This is a genomic window from Rhodococcus sovatensis, assembly GCF_037327425.1.
GTDB lineage: Bacteria > Actinomycetota > Actinomycetes > Mycobacteriales > Mycobacteriaceae > Rhodococcoides > Rhodococcoides sovatense.
Window position 1 is genome coordinate 4,202,926 of record NZ_CP147846.1, and the last position, 21,052, is coordinate 4,223,977.

Here is a 21,052-nt window from a genome sequence, read left to right on the forward strand (position 1 = left end):
GAGCCCTAATTTCGTCTCTTCGCGTTTGCGCACGTCGAGCGCGGGAGAGGCTGTCGATTTCACTCCACAACTGTACGGACAAGAATCAGCAACGAATCAGTCCTGTGTTCTTATCGAGACCTTTCCGGTGTTTACTGCTCGGTATGCAAGGACTCGCCGTAGTGCTCTTTCCTGTGCTCCTGATGCTGTTCGCGCTTGCCATGGAGCGCGTGGAGTTCCGTCTGAGCAAGCTGGGCGTCCGCGAACAAGAGGTGCAGGAGTTTCTGGATCAAGCCAGTACGTCCGAGGTCGCGACGCTAGCCAACGAGGGCATGCCGCACGCACTGGCCCGTTTCAACAGTCGGAGGCGTCGCACTCCTCTCGCCGAGGAGATGGCCGACCAACGCGCGAGCTGACACCACCGCGGACCGAAATGTCCCATTCAACGTGAATATCCGGTGAACAGCGACTTACGTACGATTCCTTCACGGCGTTGCGGTGGCGTCGATCACTCGGTTTGGATCTCGGCGAAGTAGACTTCACCGAGATAATTGTCATGTTTGATTACTTACGTGAGTCGGTGGGCCGCGAGGCCCCACGAGGCACGGAAGCGAGAAACGCCTTTCGTCGACGCGGGTGACCGTATCGGCGACATCCCAAAAGGAGCGCAAGTGGACGACGTCCTGGCACGGGCCGGCATCTTCCAAGGAGTCGAACCCTCTGCGGTAGCAGCGCTGACCAAGCAGCTGCAACCGGTCGATTTCCCTCGGGGACACGTGGTCTTCAATGAGGGCGAGCCAGGTGATCGGCTCTACATCATCGTCTCCGGAAAGATCAAGCTCGGCCGTCGCTCCCCGGACGGACGTGAGAACCTGCTGACCATCATGGGTCCGTCGGACATGTTCGGTGAGCTTTCCATCTTCGACCCCGGCCCGCGTACGTCCACGGCCACGACGGTCACCGAGGTCCGCGCGGTCAGCATGGACCGCGACGCGCTCAAGGCCTGGATCGATCAGCGGCCGGAGATCGCCGAGCAGTTGCTTCGTGTGTTGGCCCGCCGTTTGCGCCGCACCAACAACAACCTCGCGGACCTCATCTTCACCGACGTTCCCGGGCGTGTCGCGAAGGCTCTGCTGCAGCTCGCTCAGCGCTTCGGCACTCAGGAAGCAGGATCACTCCGCGTCACCCACGACCTGACTCAGGAAGAGATCGCCCAGCTCGTCGGCGCCTCCCGTGAGACGGTCAACAAGGCGCTTGCCGACTTCGCGCACCGCGGATGGCTGCGGCTCGAAGGCAAGAGTGTGCTGATCTCCGACTCCGAGCGCTTGGCTCGACGGGCTCGTTAGTTCTCTCGAAGGTAGGCCAGCTGCGCCTTGACGGACATACGCGCAGCTGGCCACAACTTCTTGTCCACGTCCGAGTAGACATGCTTGACAACATGCCTCGGCTTGGCATCGTGCCCGATCTCGTCGAGCGCTGCTTTCACCTGCGCCAACCGCTCGTGCCGATGCTGACGGTAGAACCTGGCCACCTCGGCGGTGTCGGCGACTTCGGCTCCGTGCCCGGGTAGCGCGATCTTGCCGGCGCCGACGGCTTCGAGGCGGTCCAACGTCGTCAGGTAATCGGCCAATGTGCCGTCCGTGGGATCGAGCACGGTCGTGCCGCGCCCGAGGATCGTGTCGCCCGTCAGTATCGCGTCGTCGAGCACGAAACTCAGCGAATCCGCCGTATGCCCGGGCGTCGCCAGCACGGTGACCTTCAGTCCCGCGGCCTCGATCACCTCGCCGTCGGTGAGAGTCGTACTGCCGTACACGTACTCGTCCGACATTGCCCGAATCGGTGCACCCGTCTTCTTGTGGAACCTCTTCAGCCCCGCTGTGTGGTCGCGGTGGCGGTGCGTCACCAACGCCAGAACGACGTTGCCGATCTCAGCCACCGCATCGAGATGCTCGGAATCCTTGGGGCCCGGGTCGACGACCACAAGATCGTCGCTGCCCGGTGCTCGCAGAATCCACGTGTTCGTACCGTCGAGCGTCATCTTGCCCGGGTTGTTCGCGAGCAGAACCGCCGCCGTCGGCGTGACCTGTCGAAGCTGACCGTAAGCCGGATGCGCGAGAGTCATAGTCGTACCTTAGGAGCATGAGAATCGGTCTGGTAGGCGCGGGTCCATGGGCACGTGCCACACATGCGCCGTCGTTGGCAGCTCATCCCGGCGTCGAGTTCGCGGGAGTGTGGGCTCGGCGACCCGACGCGGCCGCCGACATGGGCGCCGCGGTCTTCGAAAACTACGACGAGCTTCTGGCGAATGTGGACGCAGTGGCGTTCGCCGTACCACCCGAAGTGCAATCGGGAATGGCTGTTGCTGCGGCACGCGCAGGAAAGCATGTGCTCCTGGACAAGCCGATCGCCGGGACACTCGACGACGCCACCGAACTGGCCGAGGCGATCGGTCATGCCGGTGTCGGATCGATCGTTGCGTTGACTCGCCGGTTCGCACCGGAAACACGGGCGTTCCTGGGCGAAGCCGCCGCGAAGCAGTGGAGCGCGGGGGCGGGCACGTGGCTGTCGGGTGCCGTACTCGGTGGGGAGTACTCGAACTCGGCTTGGCGTCACCGCGAGGGCGCTCTGTTCGATGTCGGTCCACACGTATTCGATCTGCTCGACATCACGCTCGGAGAGATCGTCGACGTCGTTCTGTGTCGTCGTGACGACGCCTCGGACACGTGGACGGTGGTGCTCGAGCACAACAGTGGCACGCTGAGCACCTCGCAGCTGTCGTTGGCGACGCCGGTCCGGCCTTCGGTGTTTCGGGTCGAACTCAGCGGCATCGACGGGGTGGCGTCGCTGGCGGACAGGTCCACGAGTGCGACCGAGTGCTTTCGAGTCCTACTCGACGAGTTTGTCGAATCCGTGGCGGCCGGCACCGAGCATCCGTGCTCGGTAAATCGGGGCCTACACCTGCAGAAGGTGCTCGAGGGCGCTCGGGCGGCCCGGTAGCGCTCTGCTGTTCGAGGGCGCTCCGCGCCCAGTGGCGCGGTTAAGTGCGTGGGGGTGCACTCAACCGTGCCACTGGGGGCGGAGCCGCCTTCTTCTGCTCTAGACCTCGACGATCAGCTCGACCTCGACTGGCGCGCCGAGCGGCAGCTCGGACACCCCGACGGCCGAGCGTGCGTGCACGCCCGCGTCACCGAAGATCTCGCCCAGGACATTCGAAGCTCCGTTGATCACGACGGGCTGACCGGTGAAACCGGGCGCCGACGCCACGAACCCGACGACCTTGACCACGCGTTTGATCGCGTCCACTCCGACGAGTGAATTGATGGCAGCCAAAGCGTTCAACGCACACACTCTCGCGGCCTCGTTCGCGTGTTCCGGCGTTACCTCGGCGCCGACTTTGCCGGTCGCCGTCAGCTCACCGGACACGAGCGGCAGCTGGCCAGCGGTGTAGACCAGGTTTCCCGTCTGCACCGCGGGAACGTACGCCGCAAGCGGTGGAACGACGGGAGGCAGCTCGATGCCGAGCTCGGCGAGGCGCTCACTCCATGCAGCCACTCCGCTCAGCCCTTCGGACGCTTGAAGTAGGCCACGAGTGTGTCGCCGCCGTTGGGGCCGGACATGATTGTGACGAGTTCCCAGCCCTCGGCGCCGTAGTTGTCGAGGATCTGCTTGGTTGCATGGATCAGGACAGGCGCGGTGAAGTACTCCCAGGTGATCTTTTCGCTCATGGGCGTGAGCCTAGTCGGACACGACGCGAGCGTGCGCGATCGATGGTTCCTCGGAGGTCGTGCACGATTCGTCTATATGGTCGTGTTGTGGGCACATCGAGTTTTGAGGGCTGGCCGAGCAAGGCGGACAGGGCGCGACTGCACTTCGTCTCCGGTAAGGGTGGGACCGGCAAGTCGACGGTCGCTGCCGCACTGGCACTCGCTCTCGCCTCGGACGGCAGACGAGTGCTGTTGGTCGAAGTCGAGGGCAGGCAGGGCATCGCGCAGCTGTTCGACGTCCCTCCGTTGCCACCGGTGGAGACACGCGTCGCAAGCGCAGACGGCGGTGGCGAGGTGTACGCGCTCGCGATCGACATCGAAACAGCGTTCCTCGAATACCTCGACATGTTCTACAACCTCGGGTTCGCCGGCCGCGCAATGCGCAAGATCGGCGCCATCGAGTTTGCGACCACTATCGCCCCGGGCCTGCGTGACGTGCTGTTGACCGGCAAGGTCAAAGAGTGCGTCGTGCGCGCCGACAAGAACGGGAAACGCGTGTACGACGAGATCGTCGTCGACTCACCGCCGACCGGCCGAATCGGAAATTTCCTCGACGTCACCAAGGCAATGGCCGATCTCGCCAAGGGTGGTCCGGTGCGCTCCCAGAGCGAAGGGGTCGTACGACTCCTGCATTCGGCGGACACCGTCGTGCATCTGGTGACGTTGCTCGAAGCACTGCCGGTGCAGGAAACCGCAGACGCAGTGCGCGAACTGGAGGCAGCCGATCTCAACCTGGGCACCGTCATCGTCAACCGAACCGAACCGACCTACCTCACGCCCGAGTCGCTGCAGGATGCAGCGCAGGGAAACATCGACGCGAACGCGCTGAGGTCCGGGCTGGACAAGGCTGGAATCACGTTGTCGGACAGTGATTTCGCGGGACTGCTCACCGAGACGATCGAACATGCGTCGACGCTGGCCGCGCAGGTAGAGAGCGGCACTCAACTGGACGAACTCGATACCGCGCGAATGCACTTGCCGATGCTTGCCGACGGCGTCGACCTCGGCGGCCTCTACGAACTTGCTGCAGAACTCAGAGAACAGGGTGTGAAATGACGCCGAAGGCAGCCCCGATCCTCGACATCGAAAAGATCTTGCTCGACGCGTCGTCGCGCATCGTCGTGGTGTGCGGAGCCGGCGGCGTCGGAAAGACGACCACTGCGGCATCCATGGCACTGCGCGCGGCCGAACAGGGCCGAAAGGTCGTCGTTCTGACCATCGATCCGGCTCGACGGCTTGCGCAGGCCCTCGGCGTCGACGAGCTCGACAATTCGCCGCAACCGGTGAAGCTACCGGCCGGGGCGACCGGTGAACTGCACGCAATGATGCTGAACATGCGCCGGACGTTCGACGAGATGGTCATCGAGCATTCGACTCCGGAGAAGGCCGAACAGGTCCTGTCCAACCCCTTCTACCAAACCGTCGCGTCGTCGTTCTCCGGCACACAGGAGTACATGGCGATGGAGAAGCTCGGGCAGTTGGCGGCGGACTCGACGTGGGATCTGATCGTCGTCGACACCCCACCGTCGCGTAATGCACTCGATTTCCTCGACGCCCCGCAGCGGCTCGGGTCGTTCCTCGACGGCCGCTTCATTCGACTGCTGATGGCACCCGGCCGCGGCCTCACCCGCATGGTGACGAGCGCGATGGGACTTGCGCTGCGCGGCGTCTCGACGGTGATCGGCAGCCAAATGCTCAACGACGCCTCGGCGTTCGTCCAGTCTCTCGATTCGATGTTCGGCGGATTCAGAGAACGCGCGACGCGTACCTACCAACTGCTGAGGGAGAGCGGCACAAGCTTCATCGTCGTAGCCGCTGCCGAACCTGATGCCCTACGCGAGGCAGCATTCTTCGTGGACCGGCTGAGCGGCGAAGGGATGCCGTTGGCAGGTCTGGTTCTCAACCGAACCCATCCGACGCTGTCCTCGTTGCCTGCCGATCACGCGGCTACTGCAGCCGATCAACTCGGCGGATCGGAGGACGACGCTGCGGTACTCACCGCTGCGGTGCTACGAATTCATGCTGCTCGCGCTGTGACAGCGGCGCGGGAGCTTCGATTGCTCCGACGCTTCACCTCGGCGCACCCCCGGGTCCCGATTGTGGGCGTTCCGTCGCTGCCGTTCGAAGTGTCGGATCTGCACGCGCTACGTGCCGTGGCGGATCAGCTCACCAGGTCGGCCTAAAGCCCGGTCGACCTAGAGCCAGGTCGACGTTGGGGCCTCGAGCGCCGCCGGTCGACCTAGGGCGTGGAGCCCTGGTCGGCCGGTCGACGTCGGCTCAGATCGCAGCCTGCTGCTGACGCTGCGACTCGAAGAACTCCGACCAGGAGTCGACCTCCGGGTGCTGCTTGAGCAGCGCACGCCGCTGACGCTCGGTCATTCCGCCCCAGACCCCGAACTCGACACGGTTGTCGAGTGCGTCCGCTCCGCACTGCATGAGTACCGGGCAGTGCCGGCAGATGGTCGCCGCTTTGCGCTGCGCCGCACCTCGAACGAAGAGTTGGTCTGGATCCGCCCCCTTGCACCTCGCCTGCGCAACCCAAGCGATACGTGCTTCTGCTTCTTCTACATCTAGCCGCGTCGGCGCTGCTGTCATATGCATTCCGGATACCCCTTCGCAGTACGAACGTCCTCGCTGAACGCTCCAGAAGCTCTTCGACCTTTATCTCCACTGCTCGAAGCACACGGATCTAGGAGCTGCCCCACATTCATATACAAGTGTTATGTGAATCACACCGTGCTCATAATTTAGGTAAATCCGGCGTCGAACGCAAGACGAGCGGGACAACTTTCTGGTACGGACGTCCCGACCTGCGGTTCCGCATATCGCCTACACCGCTCGGGCCGGTTCGAAGTCGGCACTTCCGCTCACGACTGCTGGGACTGCCGCCGTCGTCCACGTACGCTGTGCTTCGTGTCCGTTGGAAAAACCGTGGCGAAGCTCGCCGGATGTTCCGCACTTGCAGGTGCGCTGTTGGCCGGAGTGATGTTCCCGTTGGCAGGTGGGTTCGGCTACGCCTCGAACCGCGCAGCCGACACCGTCGACAATGTCTCGGCCGAACTCGTCGAGGGCGCGGTTCCCGCTGTCTCCACGATGGTCGACTCCGCGGGCAACCCCATCGCGTGGCTGTACGAGCAGCGTCGCTTCGAGGTGCCGAGCGACCAGATCTCCAACGAGATGAAGCTCGCCATCGTCTCCATCGAGGACAAGCGCTTCGCCGAGCACCAGGGCGTCGACTGGCAGGGCACGCTTCGTGCCTTCCTGACGAACACCACCAGCGGCCAGGTCGAACAGGGTGCGTCGACGCTCGATCAGCAGTACGTCAAGAACTACCAGCTCCTCGTGGTCGCCAAGACGGACGCCGAACGCCGCGCCGCCATCGAGACGACGCCCGCCCGTAAGATCCGCGAGATCCGGATGGCGTTGACGCTCGACAAGGAACTGACCAAGGACGAAATCCTCACCCGGTACCTCAACCTGGTTCCGTTCGGAAATTCCTCGTTCGGCATCCAGGACGCCGCGCAGACCTACTTCGGAATCGACGCGAGTCAGCTGGACGCCAAGCAGGCAGCGATGCTTGCGGGCATGGTGCAGTCCAGCTCTGCCCTGAATCCGTACACCAACGAAGAGGGCGTCACGGAACGCCGCAACATCGTGCTGGACACGATGATCCAGAACATCCCCGACCGCGCCGACGAATTCCGTCAGGCCAAGACCGAACCACTCGGCGTTCTCCCGGTGCCACAGACTCTCCCCCGCGGTTGTATTGCGGCAGGAGACCGCGGGTTCTTCTGTGACTACGCGTTGCAGTACCTGGCCGATGCCGGTATCAGCCGCGAGCAGATCGACAAGGGCGGCTACCTGATTCGCACAACGCTCGATCCCGCCGTCCAGAATTCGACCAAGGCTGCGCTCGTGTCGAACACGAACCCAAGTCTCGACGGCGTCGCCACCGTCATGAACGTCATCGCGCCCGGTCAAGACTCCCACCGCATCCTCGCGATGGGAAGCAGCCGTACGTACGGCCTCGACGCAGACGCCGATCAGACGGTCCAACCGCAGCCTTACTCGCTCGTCGGACACGGCGCCGGATCGATCTTCAAGGTGTTCACCACCGCTGCGGCGATGGAACGCGGTCTCGGTACGAGTGCGACGCTTCAGGTCCCGCGTCGCGCGGAGGTCAGGGGACTCGGCGACGGCGGCGCGCGTGGCTGCCCGGCCAACACCTACTGCGTCGAGAACGCGGGCAATTACCCGGCGTCGCTGTCCATCACCGACGCGCTCGCTCAGTCGCCCAACACGGCGTTCGTGAAGCTGATCGAGTCGGTCGGTGTCACGCCGACCGTCGACATGTCGGTTCGCCTCGGCCTGCGCTCCTACGCAAATCCCAGCACATCCGGTTTCGATGAGCAGAGCATGGCGGACTTCCAGAAGTCGCAGAACCTCGGTTCGTACACGCTCGGACCGACCTGGGTGAACCCCCTGGAGTTGTCCAACGTCGCGGCGACGCTCGCGTCCAGTGGCAAGTGGTGCCCACCCACACCGATCGACGCCGTCTTCGACCGCGAAGGTAAGCAGGTTCCGGTCACCCAGCAAGCATGCGAGCAGGTCGTGGAACCAGGTCTGGCCAACACTCTCGCCAACGCGATGAGCAAGGACGATCAAGCCGGCGGCACCTCCGCGGCGGCCGCAGGCTCGGTCGGTTGGACGCTCCCCATGGGCGGAAAGACAGGAACCACCGAGTCGCACATGTCGTCCGGGTTCCTCGGATACACCAACCGCTACGCGGCCGCCGTGTACACCTACGGCGACTCCCCCACCCCTGGTGAAATCTGCTCGTTCCCACTCCGCCCGTGTGGTTCCGGAAACCTCTTCGGCGGCAACGAACCTGCCCGTACCTGGTTCCAGGCAATGGACCCGGTAGCCAACAATTTCGGTCCCATCGAGTTGCCGCCGGTGGACCAGAAGTACGTGCGGGGTTCGGCCAACGGTCAGGTTCCGGACGTGACCGGGCAGAGCCAGAGCAGCGCCACCTCGACGCTGCAGGGCGCAGGTTTCCAAGTGACTGTGGCGACCACTGCCAACTCGGCAGCACGCGGGACTGTGACGGGTGTATCTCCGTCGGGCTCCGCAATACCGGGATCGACCATCACGATCTATGTCAGCGACGGTTCGGTCCGGGAAGCTCCCCCGGCCCCGGCCGCCCCGGCACGACCGAACATCGAGATACCGGCGTTGCCGCCGAACATCCAGATCCCGGCAATCCCGGGTCTGACGGCGCCGCGCTAACTACTGGCGGCTCCGCCGCCAGTGGCACGGCTAAGTGCATCCCAGCGCACTTAACCGTGCCACTGCGCGTAGCGCTAGCGCTACAGACGATCCTTCACAGCCTTCGAGACTCGGGTACCGTCGGCCTTGCCCGCGGCGAGAGCCGATGCAGCCTTCATGACCTGGCCCATCTGCTTCATGCCCGGACGCTGTCCGATTTCCTCGGCTACCTGTGCGATAGCGGTATCGGCAACATCGGCCAGTTCGGCATCGGTCAGCGGGGTCGGAAGGTACTCGTCGATGATCTGAGCCTCGGCGCGTTCGTTCGCAGCCAGCTCGCCGCGACCGTTCTCGGTGTAGATTTCTGCCGATTCCCCACGCTTCTTCGATTCCTTCGCGAGCACCTTCAGCACTTGCTCGTCGGTCAGGTCGTGAGCTTCCTTGCCGGAAACTTCTTCGGTCTGAATCGCAGCGAGCAGCATGCGAATCGTGGCGGTACGCAGCTTGTCCCTCGCCTTCATGGACGTGGTGAGGTCGGATCGAAGCTGAGACTTGAGTTCGGACATGTAACGGAACGCTACGCGGACTCGGATCGAGCGCGCACGTCGATTACCGGTCCTGCCGTATCGTTGTCGATGTGTCCGTGAAAAAGAATGCATCACCGCTTCTCTCGGCGGGTCTTCTCGCGGCAGCGTCGCGAGCCCGGAGCAGTGCCGCGCACGCTCCCGTACAGACCGCCGCCCTGGCTACCGCAGGAGCTGCGGCACTTGGACTCGGATACGCCACTCTGATCGAACGCAACGCTTTCACGCTGCGTGAGGCGTCCATGGCGGTACTGGAGCCGGGCTCTGCTTCTCTCCGCGTACTGCATATCAGCGACTTGCACATGATGCCCGGTCAGCGCCTCAAGCAGAACTGGCTCCGCGAGCTCGATCGTCTGGAACCCGATCTCGTGGTCAACACGGGCGACAACCTGTCGCATCCGAAATCGGTGCCTGCCGTCGTACAGTCGCTCGGTCCACTCCTGTCGCGACCCGGGCTGTTCGTCTTCGGCAGCAACGACTACTTCGCCCCGAAGCCGAAGAATCCGCTGAAGTACTTCAAGAAGGACCACACACGCGTCCTCGGCGAATCCCTCCCCTGGCGGGATCTACGTGCGGCGTTCACCGAGCGCGGTTGGCACGATGTGACGCACGTACGTCGCGAACTGGAAGTCGCCGGTGTCCGCATCGCGTCGGCAGGCGTCGACGATCCTCACTTGAAGCGCGACCGCTACGACACCATCGCGGGTCAGCCGAATCCACTGGCCGATCTACGTCTGGGCATCACGCATTCGCCGGAGCCTCGGGTGCTCGACAAGTTCGCCGACGACGGCTACGACCTCGTTCTCGCCGGGCACACCCACGGCGGTCAACTGTGTCTGCCGTTCTACGGTGCGCTGGTGACCAATTGCGACATCGATCGCTCGCGGGTCAAAGGTCCGTCCAAGTGGGGCACGCACACGCAGCTACACGTGTCGGCCGGTATCGGTACGTCGCCGTACGCTCCCGCGCGTTTCTGCTGCCGACCGGAAGCGACTCTCCTGACGCTCACCCCAGCACCACGTACTGGCCCAAAAGAGGGCTCGGACGAGGGCGTTTCGCGTTCCGAGGCAGTCGTAAGCTAGACTTCTGCACGCGGTACACGGGGTGTGGCGCAGCTTGGTAGCGCGCTTCGTTCGGGACGAAGAGGTCGTGGGTTCGAATCCCGCCACCCCGACAGCATCGAAAAAGACCCGCCTGATCAATCAGGCGGGTCTTTTTTTGCGGTTTCGTAAGACAATGGCGCCATGACCGAGAGCTTCGAGGGCGCGTCGTGCAGAATTCACCCGTCGCCCAGCATTCGGTGACGCAGACTGTCGTAGATCGGCGGTGATCCAGCGAGCTGCGCGACGAGGACGGCAGCAGCGGTCGCGGCGATCATCGGCACGGCCACCGACGTCACCGCGGTCATCTCCATGACGATGACGATGCCGGTGATCGGGGCTCGCACCACCGCACCGAACAGCGCGGCCATTCCGACGACGATCATCGCGGGGAGGGACGGGGTGTACAGCTCCGGCACGACTGCGTCGGTGATCCCCGCGATCAGGGCACCCCAGAGGGCACCGAGTGCGAGCAGTGGCGCGAACAATCCGCCTGGCGTCGCCGAAGCGTAGGACAGCGGCCCAGTGATCAAGCGGATGGCCAGGAACCCGACGAGTATCGCCACCGCTGGATTTCCGCCCCCGATCAGCGACTGCACCAGTGCGTCACCGCCACCGGCGTAGGCCTGGTCCATCGTCATCAGCGCGCCGACGACTGCGCCGATGAGTACTGCGCGGACCGTGGGCGGCACGTCGTCGAAGCTCTCGGCGACCTCGAGCGATCCGAGTATCATCTTGTTGTACAGAACCCCGAGGATTCCTGCGGTCAATCCGAAGACGACGAAGTACGGCAGTAGCGCGATCGACGGTGTGTCGACGCCGCCGACGAAGAAATCCGGTCTGTCCCCGTTGATGATTCGCGAACAGCCTGTCCCGACGGCAACCGCAATCAGGGTGGGGAGCACGGTCCGCATGCGGAACGACTTCGTTACTTCCTCGAAGACGAACACGGCTCCCCCGATGGGAGCGTTGAAAGCTACGGCGAGACCGGCGCCGGCAACCGAGGATTGCATCGACACAGAATCCGCGCTGTTCAGTCGCGCGCGACGACCCGCCTCCGCCCCGACCGCCGCTCCCATGTGCACGGTGGGTCCTTCACGGCCCAGTACCAGTCCAGAACCGATCGAGAGCAATCCCCCGAAGAACTTCGCCGGGATTACTCGAAGAGGCGGGGACTGAGCCTCTCCCCTGGCGACGGCCTCGACGTGTTGAATACCGCTGCCGGCGGCCAGAGGGGTCCACTTCACGATCAACGCGGCAAGGCCGGCTCCACTGGCAGTGATGGCGATGGGGATCAACAGTGCGGGCGCCGGCGCGGCGTGAGCCCACTGCAGAAGCTCGAGCCGCAACTCGTCCGCTTGCCGAAGGCACCATCTGAACGCTCCTCCGACGAACCCGATCACCACTCCGCAGATGCTCGCCACCGCGCACAGCCGCCACAGCCCGAGTGCCTCCGGACTGCCCGCTGTTCGAGCTCGTGTCCCACGGTTCATCTCGCTCCTGGACGCCGACGAAGCTACTACCGGCGTCCACTATTGCAGGTGGAGCGTACTTTCAGCCTGCTGATTCGGCTCGCAGCTTCTCGAGCAGCGGCCCCGCTGCCTCGGCAAGGAATCTCTCCTGTGTCTCGTCGCCGACCTGAACGAGCGCGATATCGGTGTAGCCGGCCTCCCAGTACGGTTTGACGGCCTCGACGATCGCATCGAGGTCGGGTCCACACGGAATAGTCTCTGCCACATCCTCTTTCCTGACGAACTTCGTGGCGCCGGCGAACCCCGCAGTCGTCGGCAGATCCGCGTTGACCGCCCAACCACCAGCGAACCAACGGAACCGATCATGCGCGCGCTCGATAGCGGCGTCCCTGTCCGGGTCCCACGAAATCGGGATCTGTCCGATCGCCCTCGCCGGTCCCCGATGGTTGTCCGCCCATGCCTTCACCAGGTCGGGATCCGGCTCGGTGGCGATCAAGTGATGGCCGTAGTCCGCGAAACGCGCGATCGCCTTCTCCCCGCCGGCCGCGATGCCGATGGGGACACCTGCCTCGGGCATGTCCCAGATTCGTGCCGAGTCGACACGGAAGTGTTTGCCTTCGTACGTGACCAGTCCGCCCTCGAACAGCTGCTCGATGATCTCCAGCGCCTCGACGAACATGTCCTGACGCTTGTCGACCGACGGCCACCCCTCACCGACGACGTGCTCGTTGAGGTTCTCACCGCTGCCGAGACCGAGTGTGAACCGACCGTCGGCGAGAATCTGGAGCGTGGCAGCTTTCTGCGCGACGACAGCAGGGTGGTACCGCATGATCGGACACGTCACGAAGGTCATCAATTCGACACGTTCGGTGACCTGCGCGACGGCGCCCAATGTGGTCCAGGCATACGGCGAGTGGCCCATCGAGGACAACCACGGCGAGTAGTGATCGCTCATCACCTCGAAGTCGAAACCGACATCCTCGGCGCCGGCCGCGTACTTCACCAGTTCTTTCGGACCGGACTGCTCGGTCATGAGTGTGTAGCCGAAATTCGTCATGCATTGGCTCCTGAGTTCTTGATCGTGGACAGATCGGCGAGCCTCGCAATGGGACTCTCACCGAAGCGTTCGACTAGATCGGCGGGGTCGTCGAATACGGCTTCTGCTCCTGCCGAGCGCAACTCGGCATCCGAAATGCCCCCACTGAGCACGCCGATTCCAGTGACTCCCACTGTGCGCGAGGCCTTCATGTCCCAGACACTGTCACCGATCATGACTGCGTGCGCGGGCTCGACACCCGCACGATCCAGTGCGACCTCGACGATTTCGGGGCTCGGCTTCGCAACATCCGCGTCCTCCGAGGAGGTTACGACCGACACGATGTCCTCGACGTCCAGGAGATCGCGCAGGTGAGCGAGTTCACTCTCGGGCGCAGAGGTAGCGAGCACTACGGTCAACCCAGTACTACTCGTGCGCTGCAACAGTTCCCGAGCGCCCGGAAGTACTTGGAGGCGTCCGCTCGCTTCACTGTAATAGCGGCTGTGCAGATCCTTCGCTTCGAGCGCGGCAGCACTGTCGGCAGAGCCGACGAGCGCTTCGAGCAACTTGTCGCCGTCCATGCCGATGCAGCGGTGAATCCTCCACGAAGGCACCTCCACACCAACATCGGCGAACGCACGCGACCAGGTGTCGACGTGCACATAGTTCGAATCGACCAGTGTGCCGTCGATGTCGAACAGAACTGCGCCTGCGGTCGATGTCATGGTCGACGGCTACCCGGCCTATCGGCTCACGAAACACGAAAGGCCCCTCCCTGTCGGGAGAGGCCTTCGCTCGACTACTCAGTCGATCTGGGCTTGCCACATCCAGTGCAGCTGCTCCAAGCGAGCCGTGATGGAAATCAGCAAGTCCTGGGTAACCGGATCGGCCGCCTCGGTATCGGCGATGCGAGCGCGCAGCCGATCGATCACTGCAGCGAGATTGTCCACGATTGCAGCAGTGACCTGCTCGTCCTTGGTCCAACCCTCGCCGAATCCCTTGGTTCCAGCCGACGCGCTGACGGTTGCAGCGCGGCCGTCGGGGCTGACACCGATTGCCGTGGCACGTTCGGCCGCCTCATCGGTGAAATCACGGGCCGCCGCAACCAGTTCGTCGAGGCCGAGGTGCACCGACCGGAAGTTCCGTCCGATGACGTTCCAGTGCGCCTGCTTTGCGATCAACGACAGGTCGATCAAGTCGACTACAGTGCCCTGCAACGCATCTCCAGCGATCTTCTGTTGGCCTGCGTCGAGGGTGCTCGAGATCGGATTACTCATGGTCATACCTTCTCGGCTTCGTCGCCGGGAGTGGTCGGCGACTGACTGGTGGTCGGCGCGGAGTCGGACTGGCCTGCGCGCACACCCTCTTCGACCTTCTTACCGAGGTCGGCGTCGACATTCTTCCAGTATTCGAATACTCGCACCAGGACTTCCTCGGTCACGCCATTGAGAGCGTGTCCGATGATGTTGCCCGCCAATCGCTCTCGCTGAGCATCGTCCATGACTTCGCGAACCAGGGTGCCGGCTTGCACGAAGTCGCCGTCCTCCGGGTGCTCGATGTAGCCGGTACGCACGAAACGAGGCTCGAAGTCCCACGAACCGTCGTCGCCGTACTTCTCGGTGTTCGCGTGCGGACCGCCGTACGAGTTGGGCGCGTAGACAGGAGTATCCGCCGAGTTGAACGAGTACCGCATCGCACCGTCTTTGGAGTACGAGTTGACCGGGGACTTGGGCGCATTGACGGGAAGCTGGGCGTAGTTCGCGCCGATCCGGTAGCGGTGCGCGTCGGCGTAGGAGAAAATGCGCCCCAACAGCATCTTGTCCGGGCTTGCACCGATTCCGGGTACGAGGTTCGACGGCTCGAACGAGCTCTGCTCGATCTGGGCGTGGAAGTTCTCCGGATTACGGTTCAAGGTCATCTTGCCGACCTCGATCAGCGGGTAGTCCTTCTGTGACCAGACCTTGGTGAGGTCGAACGGGTTGAACTTGTAGTTCTCCGCGTCGTCGTAGGGCATGATCTGCACCTTCAGGGTCCAGCTCGGGAAGTTACCTTCCTTGATCGAGCCGAAGAGATCCTGCCGGTGGTGATCGGGTGAGGTTCCGGCCAGCTCGTCGGCCTTCTCCTGTGTCAGGAATTCGACGCCCTGGTCGGTCTTGAAGTGGAACTTGACCCAGTTGCGCTCGCCCGCATCGTTGATCAGCTGGAACGTGTGCGAACCGAATCCGTCCATATGCCGGTACGACTTCGGGATGCCGCGGTCGCCCATCAGCCATGTGACCTGGTGTGCAGTCTCAGGAGACAGAGTCCAGAAGTCCCACTGCATGTTGTGATCGCGCAGACCGGAGTCGGGCATGCGTTTCTGGCTTCGGATGAAGTCCTGGAACTTGATCGGGTCCTTGACAAAGAAGATCGGGGTGTTGTTTCCGACCAGGTCCCAGTTGCCTTCCTCGGTGTAGAACTTCAACGAGAAGCCGCGCGGGTCACGCCAGGTGTCGGGGCTGCCCTGCTCGCCTGCGACGGTGGAGAAACGCGCCAGCATCTCGGTCTTGGCACCGGGCTGCAGCGCCTTCGCTTTGGTGAACTTGCTTATGTCGCCGGTGATTTCGAGTTCACCGAATGCGCCCGCGCCCTTGGCGTGTACGACGCGCTCCGGGACTCGCTCACGGTTGAACTGCGCCATCTTCTCGATGAGGTAGTGGTCGTGAAGAAGAATCGGTCCCTGCGTGCCCGCGGTCAGCGACTGGTCGTCACTGGGTACTGGAATTCCAGAGTTGCTGGTTGTGGCTGGCTCGGTCATATACAAAGCCTCCTGAGAGATGAAAAGGTGGTCGCCTTCCGAGGGGCTGGCCGCGGAAGGCATGTAACGGTTGTCTAGGTAGCGGATATAGCCGGAACCGGCACAGTTGAATCTCTGGCCGACGCACAGTCGGCGCACAATCCCCAGAACACGATTTCGGCTTCCTCGACGACGAACCCTGCGGATTCGGACGATTCGAGGCACGGCGCTGCGCCGACGACACAATCGACGTCGACCACTTTCCGGCATCCACGACAGACCAGGTGGTGATGGTTGTCGCCTGTGCGAGTTTCGTACAGCGCCGGCGAGCCGGCCGGTTCGATCCGACGCAGCAGACCAGCGTTGACGCACGCGCGCAACACGTCGTACACCGCCTGCATCGACACCGAACCTGCCTCGGCTCGTACCACCGCTGCCACGTCGTCGGCATCTGAATGCGGTCGGGCTGTGACCGCATTCAGAACCGCCACACGCGGACCCGTGACACGCAGACCCACGGAGCGCAATTGCGCTACCGGGTCCGTCGTCACGTTGTCCAGTGGCATGACTCGAGTATGCCCCTTTTCTGGAGTAAGTCAAGAAAAGGAGGCCGGCGGCTATGCCTCGACGTCGTTGACCAGCAGCGCCGGGCCTGTGGACATCTTTCCGGAGACGATCTGTAGGCCGAAATGGGTGCCCGAACGGAGCCACGAACCGAGCGACGGACCGTGCGCGTCTACCTCGACACGGCACAGACGCGCTTTCCCTGTCAGCTTCGCGCCGGCCAGAGCCAGTTCTTCGTCCACCGGCTGCGCGAACCCGAGCGCGCCCTTCATGGGAAACGCGGGCCCGAGAGCCTTGGCGTCGGCGTGCACTGCCCAGCCATCACCCGACGCCGAGGAACGAGCGAGGACGTCGCCTCCGAAATGTGCAAGGACCTTCGGCAGCTGCCAATGCGTGCGGCCGCCGTGCACGGACACGTCCGAGTCGACGGCGATGAACGGAACCGACATCCTCGGCATCGCGCCCAACCCATGGCCAGGACGTCGCAGGACCGGGCTCGCCAGGATCTCGCGGTACGGCCCTACCGGGGAGCTCAGATAGTCGACGACCATCACCAACGTCACAGGCACGTTCTTCTGCGGCAGCAGAGCACGTCCCGACGGCGTGGCGCGGTGCCACCAGATGGTTGCTCGCACGTCTGCGGGCCACGGAGGAGGCGGGCTCTTGGGCCAGTCGGTGCGGGTGGTTTCGGACTCGCTCACACTCCACATAGTTCTAGGATCCTCGCACTGTCAGGGGAAGCCGCAACGCACCAGGAGCACTGGTGGGGACGACGGGACGCCTGGGCTGGGTCGGCACGATCTCGCGGTAGCCGGCACCGAGCGGCGCCCGCTTGTCCTGCTCCCCCTTGTTCGGCCACAGCGCCATGGCTCGCTCAGCCTGCGCAGTGATGGTCAGGGACGGGTTGACTCCGAGGTTGGCGCTCACCGCCGACCCGTCGACCACATGCAAGCCGTCGTGCCCGAAGACCCGGTGATACGCGTCGACGACGCCTCTGTCCGGGCCTGCCCCGATCGCACATCCACCGAGGAAGTGGGCCGTCATGGGGATGTTGACGATCTCGGCTAGCGATCCTCCCGGGTCACCGCCGATCTTGTCCGCGAGCAGTCGAATTGCTTCATGTCCCTGTGGAATCCACTGGGGCGGCGGATCCCCCTGTCCGGGACGGCTGGTGAGGCGCCGGCCGAAGTATCCCTTCTTCGAGCCCAGCTCGAGGGAGTTGTCGTCGGTCTGCATTACGAGCGCGATGACCGTGCGCTCGGACCAGCGCCGCACCGACAAGCTACGCAGGGCCGCACCGGGATGACGCAGTGCCACGCCGAGCGTTTTGAGGACCCGAGGCGTTCGTCCACCACCGTCACTGAGGACGGTCTGGAGCAGACCGATTGCGTTGCTGCCCTTGCCGTATCGGACAGGCTCGATATGGGTGTGATCGTCCGGATGGAACGAGGAGGTGATTGCCACTCCCTCGGTGTAGTCGATCTCCCGCCCGCGCGCAGTAGCGGCGAGCACGGCTTCGGAGTTGGTACGCACCAGAGAACCGATCCGGTCCGACAGCGCTGGCAGCTGACCGGTCTCCTTCATCGCCAGCATGAGCTTCTGGGTGCCGTAGGTGCCGGCCGCAAAGACCACCTGATCTGCCGTCATGACGGTGTCGGCGCGCCTGAGCTTTCCCCCGGTTCTGCGCGTCACCACCTCGTAACCGCCGCCGGCTCGGGGCCGCACCGCGGTGACCGTGGTGAGCGGAAACACCTCGGCCCCTGCCTGTTCTGCCAGATAGAGATAGTTCTTCACCAGGGTGTTCTTGGCGCCGACGCGGCATCCAGTCATGCAGGACCCGCACTCGGTGCACCCGGTACGCGTCGGTCCGACACCGCCGAAGAACGGGTCGGCCGACTCGGCGCCCGGCGTTCCGAAGAACACGCCCACCGGGGTACTTGTAAAGGTGTCGCCGACGCCCATGTCCTCGGCTACTTCTTTCATCACCTTGTCCGACGGTGTGATCGTCGGGTTCGTTTCGACACCCAGCATGCGTTTGGCCTGGTTGTAGTACGGGCTCAACTCGCGGTGCCAGTCGGTGATGTCACCCCACTGCGGGTCCTCGAAGAAGCGTTTCGGTGGTTGGTAGAGCGTGTTCGCGTAGTTGAGCGACCCACCGCCCACTCCGGCACCGGCCATCACGAGGACGTCGGGAAGTAGATGGATGCGTTGCACTCCGTAACAGCCGATCGCCGGCGCCCACAGGTACTTTCGCAGCCGCCAACTCGTTTTCGGGAGCTCGTGGTCGGCGAAGCGGCGTCCGGATTCGAGAACGCCTACGCTGTAGCCTTTTTCGGTAGCCCGAAGGGCAGCAACGCTCCCACCGAATCCGGAACCGATCACCAGTACGTCGAAGTCGCTCATACCTGCTGCCCTTCCTTGGCCGGAATTCCCCGATAGTGGGATACATCGAACGTTCGAGTCGAGTTACGGAAGGTGAACGTGTAGGTCGGCCACATCACGGGATTGCGCCCCTCCGAGTCGAGGTACCAACTCGAGCACCCACCCGAGTTCCACACCGTGCCAGCAAGCGAGTCGTGGATCCATGAGTTGTACTGCTGCTGAGAGTGTTCCGTCACCTCTACCGACGACAATCGACGTTCGGTCATCTGCCGCAGGGCCTCCGCGACGTAGGTCGCCTGAGACTCGAGCATGTAGACGATGGAGCTGTGGCCGAGGTTGGTGTTCGGCCCGTACATCAGGAACAGGTTGGGAAAGCCGTGAACGGTGGTCCCGCGGAACGCGTTGGGGCTTCCATCCCAGTGCTCGGCGAGCGTTCGTCCGTCGGTGCCGACGAGCGCATGGGACACGGGAGGCTCGGTCGGAGTGAAACCCGTCGCGAAGATGATCGTGTCCACCGGGTAGGAGTGGCCGTCGGCATCGACAACGGCGTCTTCGGTGACGCCGGACAATCTGCTCGGCACGAGGTCGACGTCCGGACGATCCAACGTCTTCAGCCAATCGTTGGACAGAAGGATGCGCTTGCAGCCAAGCATGAAGTCGGGAGTCAACGCAGCACGCTTGGCCTTGTTCTTCACCTGACGACGAAGATGGACCTTCGCTACGGTGGTGACAGCAGGGAGCACCCTCGGATGGTGAGCGAGTGCAGTGACGTAAGCCTCGCGATAGCCGTAGATGACACCGCGAACCAGTTTCTGCGACACAGGAATCCGCCGATACAGCGCCTTCTCGAGGCGCCCGAGCGTGCGATCGAGTCGCGGGACCACCCAGGCAGGCGTCCGCTGGAAGACGGTGAGTCGAGCTGCCTGGTCAACGATTTCGGGGACGAACTGCACCGCCGATGCGCCGGTTCCGATGACCGCGACACGTTCACCGGTCACATCGTGCTCGTGATTCCACGTCGCCGAATGGAACATCGTGCCACGGAAAGACTCGATCCCTGGCACGTCGGGAAGCTTGGGCGTCGACAATGCACCCGTCGCGGCAACCAGGACGTCCGCCGTCAGCGATCCCTTCGACGTCTCGACCATCCAGTGCGATGCTGCGGAATTCCAGGTGGCAGAGAGCAGTTCGCAGTCCGTGACGATTCGCTGTCGAAGTCCGGTGGAGTCGACCGCACCTCGAAGGTAGCGGTAGATCTCCGGCTGCCGGGCGAAGGTGTGCGTCCAGTCCGGACTCGGGGCGAAAGAGAACGAGTACAGCGAGGTAGGCACATCGCACGCGCAGCCCGGGTAGGTGTTGTCTCGCCACGTTCCGCCTACGTCGCCGGCTCGTTCGATGATCACGACATCGGCACCGGGATCCTCGGCAAGAATTTTCGACGCCGCCGCGATACCGGCGAATCCCGCGCCGACTACCAGAACCCGAACAGACTCGGGGAGTTTCATCATTGCGACACCATCGCTTCCCATGTAGGCAACAACCGACTGCGCAGTGCCGCATCGGCCTCCGCAGTCCTGAACAGTGCGGACACAGCGAGCCCGCGCGCGAGTTCGATACTGAGCTCGATCGATTCGGTCGACATTCGACTACCCATGATCGCGGTCGCACCTCCCATGATCGCCTCGGAGACCCGTCGTTCGAGCGGAACCATCGCCTCGTACAGCGCTGGATCGGTTCTGGCCGCGACCCACAGCTCGAGGGCCGCATGGAACAGCGGGCCCGAGAACGCCTCGCTGAGCACCTCCACGCCGCGCTCCGGGTCAGGGTCGGTTGCGAGAATCTCGGAGAGACGCCGGTCGACGAGATGCTCGACAGCCGCGATCACCAGAGATTCCTTCGTCGGGAAGTGGTGTAGCTGCGCGCCTCGCGAGACACCTGCCCGGCGCGCGATTTCCTGAGTACTGGTCTTTGCGAAGCCGATCTCGACGAGGCATTCGATGGCAGCGTCCAGGAGTTTCGCCTGGGTTCCTGCGGTGCGTTCGGCTTGAGTTCGCCGTTCTGGGGCATCGGTGCTCTGGGTCACACCGACGACCATAGCTGCAATTCAACAAACAGTCCAGACTGCTT

The 21,052-nt window shown here is 63.6% G+C and carries 22 protein-coding genes and 1 tRNA gene; 8 read left to right on the forward strand and 15 right to left on the reverse strand.

The features are described 5' to 3' along the window. Window positions 1–143 precede the first annotated feature (143 nt). Both WDS16_RS19570 and WDS16_RS19575 read left to right on the forward strand, forming a co-directional pair. Window positions 144–395 (forward strand): hypothetical protein, encoded by a 252-nt coding sequence (locus tag WDS16_RS19570; protein WP_068379114.1) that lies wholly within the window; start codon window positions 144–146, stop codon window positions 393–395. Window positions 396–650: 255 nt separating this feature from the next. After that, window positions 651–1,325, forward strand: coding sequence for a Crp/Fnr family transcriptional regulator (locus WDS16_RS19575; protein WP_019662947.1), 675 nt, complete (start codon window positions 651–653; stop codon window positions 1,323–1,325). On the opposite strand, the gene WDS16_RS19580 is transcribed toward WDS16_RS19575, so the two are convergent. Then, on the reverse strand, window positions 1,322–2,101 hold the full coding sequence (locus WDS16_RS19580; RefSeq protein WP_338886979.1) for an MBL fold metallo-hydrolase: 780 nt from the start codon (window positions 2,099–2,101) through the stop codon (window positions 1,322–1,324). The two genes, WDS16_RS19575 and WDS16_RS19580, sit on opposite strands and share 4 nt — an antisense overlap. A gap of 17 nt (window positions 2,102–2,118) precedes the next feature. Here WDS16_RS19580 and WDS16_RS19585 point away from each other — a divergent pair, with 17 nt between their 5' ends. Then, on the forward strand, window positions 2,119–2,976 hold the full coding sequence (locus WDS16_RS19585) for a Gfo/Idh/MocA family oxidoreductase (RefSeq protein ID WP_338886981.1): 858 nt from the start codon (window positions 2,119–2,121) through the stop codon (window positions 2,974–2,976). Between the two features lie 99 nt (window positions 2,977–3,075). On the opposite strand, the gene WDS16_RS19590 is transcribed toward WDS16_RS19585, so the two are convergent. Together WDS16_RS19590 and WDS16_RS19595 are read right to left on the reverse strand one after the other, a co-directional pair. Then, a complete protein-coding gene (locus tag WDS16_RS19590) occupies window positions 3,076–3,531 on the reverse strand; it encodes a RidA family protein (protein ID WP_338886982.1) in 456 nt (151 codons plus the stop codon). Window positions 3,532–3,536: 5 nt separating this feature from the next. Beyond that, window positions 3,537–3,704 (reverse strand): DUF4177 domain-containing protein, encoded by a 168-nt coding sequence (locus WDS16_RS19595; protein ID WP_089244091.1) that lies wholly within the window; start codon window positions 3,702–3,704, stop codon window positions 3,537–3,539. An 87-nt stretch (window positions 3,705–3,791) separates the two neighbouring features. On the opposite strand from WDS16_RS19595, the gene WDS16_RS19600 reads away from it, so the two are divergent. Then, the gene (locus WDS16_RS19600; protein WP_338886986.1) at window positions 3,792–4,799 is read left to right on the forward strand and encodes an ArsA family ATPase; all 1,008 of its coding nucleotides are present in this window, start codon (window positions 3,792–3,794) and stop codon (window positions 4,797–4,799) included. Then, window positions 4,796–5,926 carry an ArsA family ATPase gene (locus WDS16_RS19605; protein WP_338886988.1) on the forward strand — a complete coding sequence of 377 codons (1,131 nt, stop codon included), beginning with the start codon at window positions 4,796–4,798 and terminating at the stop codon, window positions 5,924–5,926. The genes WDS16_RS19600 and WDS16_RS19605 overlap by 4 nt, the downstream gene beginning before the upstream one ends. A 94-nt stretch (window positions 5,927–6,020) precedes the next feature. On the opposite strand, the gene WDS16_RS19610 is transcribed toward WDS16_RS19605, so the two are convergent. Beyond that, window positions 6,021–6,344, reverse strand: a complete 324-nt coding sequence (locus tag WDS16_RS19610) for a WhiB family transcriptional regulator (RefSeq protein WP_068379139.1) — start codon at window positions 6,342–6,344, stop codon at window positions 6,021–6,023. A gap of 330 nt (window positions 6,345–6,674) precedes the next feature. Here WDS16_RS19610 and WDS16_RS19615 point away from each other — a divergent pair, with 330 nt between their 5' ends. Further along, window positions 6,675–9,032, forward strand: coding sequence for a penicillin-binding protein (locus tag WDS16_RS19615; RefSeq protein ID WP_338893540.1), 2,358 nt, complete (start codon window positions 6,675–6,677; stop codon window positions 9,030–9,032). Between the two features lie 80 nt (window positions 9,033–9,112). On the opposite strand, the gene WDS16_RS19620 is transcribed toward WDS16_RS19615, so the two are convergent. Next, the gene (locus WDS16_RS19620) at window positions 9,113–9,577 is read right to left on the reverse strand and encodes a GatB/YqeY domain-containing protein (RefSeq protein WP_338886990.1); all 465 of its coding nucleotides are present in this window, start codon (window positions 9,575–9,577) and stop codon (window positions 9,113–9,115) included. A 176-nt stretch (window positions 9,578–9,753) separates the two neighbouring features. On the opposite strand from WDS16_RS19620, the gene WDS16_RS19625 reads away from it, so the two are divergent. Next, on the forward strand, window positions 9,754–10,677 hold the full coding sequence (locus tag WDS16_RS19625; RefSeq protein ID WP_338893541.1) for a metallophosphoesterase: 924 nt from the start codon (window positions 9,754–9,756) through the stop codon (window positions 10,675–10,677). A gap of 18 nt (window positions 10,678–10,695) precedes the next feature. Next, window positions 10,696–10,769, forward strand: a tRNA-Pro gene (locus tag WDS16_RS19630). 105 nt (window positions 10,770–10,874) lie between these two features. Here WDS16_RS19630 and WDS16_RS19635 read toward each other — a convergent pair. From WDS16_RS19635 to WDS16_RS19680, 10 genes are all read right to left on the reverse strand, one after another. Continuing rightward, window positions 10,875–12,188: a ClC family H(+)/Cl(-) exchange transporter gene (locus WDS16_RS19635; RefSeq protein WP_338886991.1), complete on the reverse strand. Its 1,314-nt coding sequence runs from the start codon at window positions 12,186–12,188 to the stop codon at window positions 10,875–10,877. Between the two features lie 61 nt (window positions 12,189–12,249). After that, complete coding sequence (locus WDS16_RS19640) at window positions 12,250–13,224, reverse strand: LLM class F420-dependent oxidoreductase (RefSeq protein WP_338886993.1); 975 nt, start codon at window positions 13,222–13,224, stop codon at window positions 12,250–12,252. Beyond that, window positions 13,221–13,928, reverse strand: a complete 708-nt coding sequence (locus WDS16_RS19645; RefSeq protein WP_338886995.1) for an HAD family hydrolase — start codon at window positions 13,926–13,928, stop codon at window positions 13,221–13,223. Before WDS16_RS19645 ends, WDS16_RS19640 begins: the two co-directional genes overlap by 4 nt. Before the next feature lie 78 nt (window positions 13,929–14,006). Then, complete coding sequence (locus WDS16_RS19650) at window positions 14,007–14,480, reverse strand: DNA starvation/stationary phase protection protein (RefSeq protein WP_338886997.1); 474 nt, start codon at window positions 14,478–14,480, stop codon at window positions 14,007–14,009. A 2-nt stretch (window positions 14,481–14,482) separates the two neighbouring features. Continuing rightward, window positions 14,483–16,000 (reverse strand): catalase, encoded by a 1,518-nt coding sequence (locus WDS16_RS19655; protein WP_338886999.1) that lies wholly within the window; start codon window positions 15,998–16,000, stop codon window positions 14,483–14,485. Between the two features lie 74 nt (window positions 16,001–16,074). Next, on the reverse strand, window positions 16,075–16,545 hold the full coding sequence (locus WDS16_RS19660; protein WP_338887001.1) for a Fur family transcriptional regulator: 471 nt from the start codon (window positions 16,543–16,545) through the stop codon (window positions 16,075–16,077). Window positions 16,546–16,596: 51 nt separating this feature from the next. Next, window positions 16,597–17,253, reverse strand: coding sequence for a hypothetical protein (locus WDS16_RS19665; protein ID WP_338887003.1), 657 nt, complete (start codon window positions 17,251–17,253; stop codon window positions 16,597–16,599). Between the two features lie 4 nt (window positions 17,254–17,257). Next, complete coding sequence (locus WDS16_RS19670) at window positions 17,258–18,946, reverse strand: GMC family oxidoreductase (protein WP_338887005.1); 1,689 nt, start codon at window positions 18,944–18,946, stop codon at window positions 17,258–17,260. After that, a complete protein-coding gene (locus tag WDS16_RS19675) occupies window positions 18,943–20,430 on the reverse strand; it encodes an NAD(P)/FAD-dependent oxidoreductase (protein ID WP_338893542.1) in 1,488 nt (495 codons plus the stop codon). The genes WDS16_RS19670 and WDS16_RS19675 overlap by 4 nt, the downstream gene beginning before the upstream one ends. Further along, complete coding sequence (locus tag WDS16_RS19680) at window positions 20,430–21,020, reverse strand: TetR/AcrR family transcriptional regulator (protein ID WP_422395688.1); 591 nt, start codon at window positions 21,018–21,020, stop codon at window positions 20,430–20,432. Before WDS16_RS19680 ends, WDS16_RS19675 begins: the two co-directional genes overlap by 1 nt. Window positions 21,021–21,052: the final 32 nt, after the last annotated feature.